General features: G+C 72.5%; 4 protein-coding genes. All 4 read right to left on the bottom strand.

Annotation, left to right across the window (positions count from 1 at the left end; all coding sequences use genetic code 11):
* The coding region (locus J0695_RS30865; RefSeq protein ID WP_206967616.1) for an alpha/beta fold hydrolase at positions 1 to 1,144 on the bottom strand (1,144 nt) is incomplete at its 3' end.
* A 20-nt stretch (positions 1,145 to 1,164) separates the two neighbouring features.
* The gene (gene alr, locus J0695_RS30860) at positions 1,165 to 2,319 is read right to left on the bottom strand and encodes an alanine racemase (RefSeq protein ID WP_206967614.1); all 1,155 of its coding nucleotides are present in this window, start codon (positions 2,317 to 2,319) and stop codon (positions 1,165 to 1,167) included.
* 61 nt (positions 2,320 to 2,380) lie between these two features.
* Positions 2,381 to 2,782, bottom strand: a complete 402-nt coding sequence (locus J0695_RS30855; protein ID WP_206967612.1) for a DUF2752 domain-containing protein — start codon at positions 2,780 to 2,782, stop codon at positions 2,381 to 2,383.
* Positions 2,775 to 3,218, bottom strand: coding sequence for a TM2 domain-containing protein (locus J0695_RS30850; protein ID WP_206967610.1), 444 nt, complete (start codon positions 3,216 to 3,218; stop codon positions 2,775 to 2,777). The genes J0695_RS30855 and J0695_RS30850 overlap by 8 nt, the downstream gene beginning before the upstream one ends.
* Between the last annotated feature and the right edge of the window lie 225 nt (positions 3,219 to 3,443).

The following is a 3,443-nucleotide window of genomic DNA, read 5'->3' as shown; positions in this document are numbered from 1 at the left end:
CCGGCACCGCCCCCACCCGCGCCAACAGATCCGCGATCCGGTCCATCACCGCCTCCGGATGCTCCAGCATCACCAGATGCCCCCCGTCCGGCACGATCACCAGCTCCGCCTCGGGCAGCAGCTCCGCGATCTCCTCGCTGTGCGAACTGGGCGTCACCAGATCCCGGTCCCCGGCCAGCACCAGCACCGGCACCTCCGCGAAGATCTGCAGCGCATCCGCCTTGTCGTGCTCGGTGAACGCCGGATAGAACTCCGCGACGACATCGATCGGAGTCCCCTCGATCAGCCGCTCGGCGAACCGCGCCACCGCCGGATCGACGTCCCGCGACCCGAACGAGTACCGCTTGATCAGCCCGGCGAAGAGATCAGCGGTGGCCCGCCGCCCCTTCTCCACCAGCTCCGCCTGCGACCCGAGCGCCTTCAGCACACCGGGCAGCACCCTCCGCACCGCGTTCACGCCCGCCACCGGCAGCCCGAAGTTCACCTCGCCGAGCTTCCCGCAGGACGTCCCGACAAAGGCGACCCCCACCACCCGCTCCCGTACGACCTCAGGGAACTGCTCCCCCAGTGCCATCACGGTCATCCCGCCCATCGAGTGCCCCACCAGCACCAGCGGCCCCTCGGGAGCGGCCGCATCGATGACAGCCTTCAGATCGCGCCCCAGCTGATCAATCGAGACAGGCTGCCCCGCCACCTGCGCACGCCCCCGCTCGGAGCGCCCGTGGCTGCGCTGGTCCCAGTGCACGGTCCGTACGACACCCCTCAACGCAGCCCGCTGAAAGTGCCACGAATCCTGGTTCAGGCAGTACCCATGGCTGAAGACGACCGTCACCGGCGCCGGGGCCTTCCGCCCGAAGAGCCGCCGCTTGCGCGAGCCGTTCCCGTCCGGTTCGACCTCGTCGGCCTCGTAGTAGATCTCGGTCCCGTCGTCGGCGACGGCCCGCCCCGGCATCCCGCGCAGCGATCCGTACGGCCCCGACGCGTCCAGCGCGAGCCGCGCCTTCTTCCGCATCCCGCGCCCGACGGTCAGCCGCTCCACGGCGACGCCCGCCGCCGCTCCGGCCGCCAGCACACCCACGGCCGCTCCGGCGATGCCACCGGCCCTGCGCCAGGTGGCACCCAAATCCCCGCTGGTCTCGCTCACCGTGCCGCGCTCCTACTCGACTAGTCGTCGCCCAACTCATTCACATAGACGCGCGGAACCCGCGCACCGATGCGGGTGACAATCTCGTACGCAATCGTGTCGGCCGCCACCGCCCAGTCCTCGGCGGTCGGTTCGCCCCGGTCGCCGGGCCCGAACAGCACGGCCTCCGCACCCGCACCGGGCGTGTCGCCCGCCAGGTCGACGACGAACTGGTCCATGGCCACGCGTCCCGCGACGCGCCGCCACTTCCCCGCGACGAGCACCGGGCCCTTGCCCGACGCATGGCGCGGAACGCCGTCCGCGTACCCCAGGGGCACCAGCCCCAGGGTGGTGTCGGCGGGGGTGATGTAGTGATGCCCGTAACTGACGCCGTGACCCTTCGGTACGTGCTTCACGAGCGCGAGCCGCGCGCTCAGCGTCATCACGGGACGCAGACCGAAGTCGGCGGCGCTGCCCAGCTGCGGGACGGGCGAGATCCCGTACATCGCGACACCGGGGCGCACCAGGTCGTACTGCGTGTCCGGGAGCGTCAGCACCGCGGGCGAATTGGCGATGTGCCGCACCTCGGGCCGGATGCCGGCCTTCTCCGCGTACTCCAGCGCCTCTTCGAACCGCGCGGTCTGCGCGGCGATCGACGGATGTCCCGGCTCGTCAGCGCACGCGTAGTGCGACCACAGCCCGGTGACCTTGACCAGCCCGTCCCGCTCGGCCTCCAGGGCCGCGCCCACCAGCTCGGGCCAGTCGGCGGGCTGGCAGCCGTTGCGGCCGAGACCGGTGTCGGCCTTGAGCTGGATGCGGGCCGTCAGTCCGGCGGCCGCGGCTGCTTCCCGTACCTCTGCGAGGGCCCACAGGCCGCTGACCGACACATCCACGTCGGCCTCGACGGCCTGGCGCCACGGACCGCCGGGCGTCCAGAGCCAGCACAGGATCCGGCCGCCGATCCCGGCGGCGCGCAGCGCGAGCGCCTCTTCGGGGGTCGCGGTCCCCAGCCACTCCGCGCCGGCCTGGCGGGCGGCAGCGGCGCACGGCACCATTCCGTGCCCGTACGCGTCCGCCTTCACCACGGCCATCAGCTGGGCACGGGGTGCACGGGCGCGCAGGGCAAGGACGTTGGCGCGCAGGGCGCCGAGGTCGATCTCGGCGCGCGCTCGCATGGGGGGTGGTGTCTCAGTCATCGGGCCCAGTGTCTCAGAGCTCAGCTCGCGGGCTCGCGGAGCGGTGACTGCCCACGACGGGTCAGAACGTCAGGTTGCGGGCGATTGCCCAGAGCACGGCCGTCGTCAGGACCGCTGCCTGCCCGTGCCGGCCGAGGATGAGCCGGTAGCGGCGGCCCCGCAGCCCCTCGGAGAGCCAGCGGATGCCGAGGCAGGCGGCGGCCGGGAGGCCGAGGAGGAACAGGGCGGCATTGTCGTGGAACGCCGCGGCCGGGTTGCCGTGCATCAGGTCGTACACCATGCGCGTGCCGCCGCAGGCGGGGCAGAGCAGACCGGTTGCCCAGTTGAAGGGACAGCGGGGCAGGAGGTGTCCCGGCTCGTGCGGGTTGTGTCCGTAGAGCCAGAAGGCACCCGCGCACCCGGCGACGAGCACCCCGAGGGGGGCTGTCGTCGGGTGGCGCAGGAGGCGGAACCGCTCAGGCACGCAGGATCCGGCCCTGGGAATCCGTACGGTCGTTGCTGGTCAGGAAGAGGATGCCGTCGATCAGCGCCCACACACCGAGGCCGCCGCAGGTGAGGAGCTGGGCGACGGCGATGCCGTAGTGGCCGGTGTAGAAGCGGCCGACGCCCAGGCCCCCGACGAAGATCTGGAGAAGACCGGCGACGAGCTTCTGCTTGTCGGAGTACGGGCGGCCGTGGATGTCGTAGCCGTACGGGGCGGCAGGGTCGCCGGTGTAGGTGCCGGGCGGGGGCGGGTAGTGACCGGTCGGAGGGCCGCCGTACCCCTGCCAGGGGGCGCCGGGCCCCTGCTGCGGGTATCCGTGACCGGGCGGCGGCTGGTCCTGGGGCTGCTGCCCCTGGGGCGGCTGCTGGCCGTCACCGTCCTGCGGGGGCTTGGCGTAGGGATTGTTCTCGGACACCTGAGGCTCCTGGATCTTCTGACGGCAACGCCCGTCAGTTTGTCAGGCCTGGCCAAGAGGTGAGCGGAGGGACCGGGGAGCGGGATCGGGGAATGCCTCCGCGTCCCCAGACCCACCCCGCACCCGCTACCCGCACACATCCCGCCAAGCCCCGGCGATCCCGGCCGCAACCTCCCCGGCGGAGGCAGGCGCGCCCTGCGCCGCCCGCCGCCCCGCGAGCCCATG

Origin of the sequence: Streptomyces beijiangensis (assembly GCF_017315755.1) — a bacterium.
Classification (GTDB): Bacteria; Actinomycetota; Actinomycetes; order Streptomycetales; family Streptomycetaceae; genus Streptomyces; species Streptomyces beijiangensis.
The sequence above is the reverse complement of the archived record's forward strand: the minus strand, read 5'-3'. Positions and strand labels throughout refer to the sequence as shown.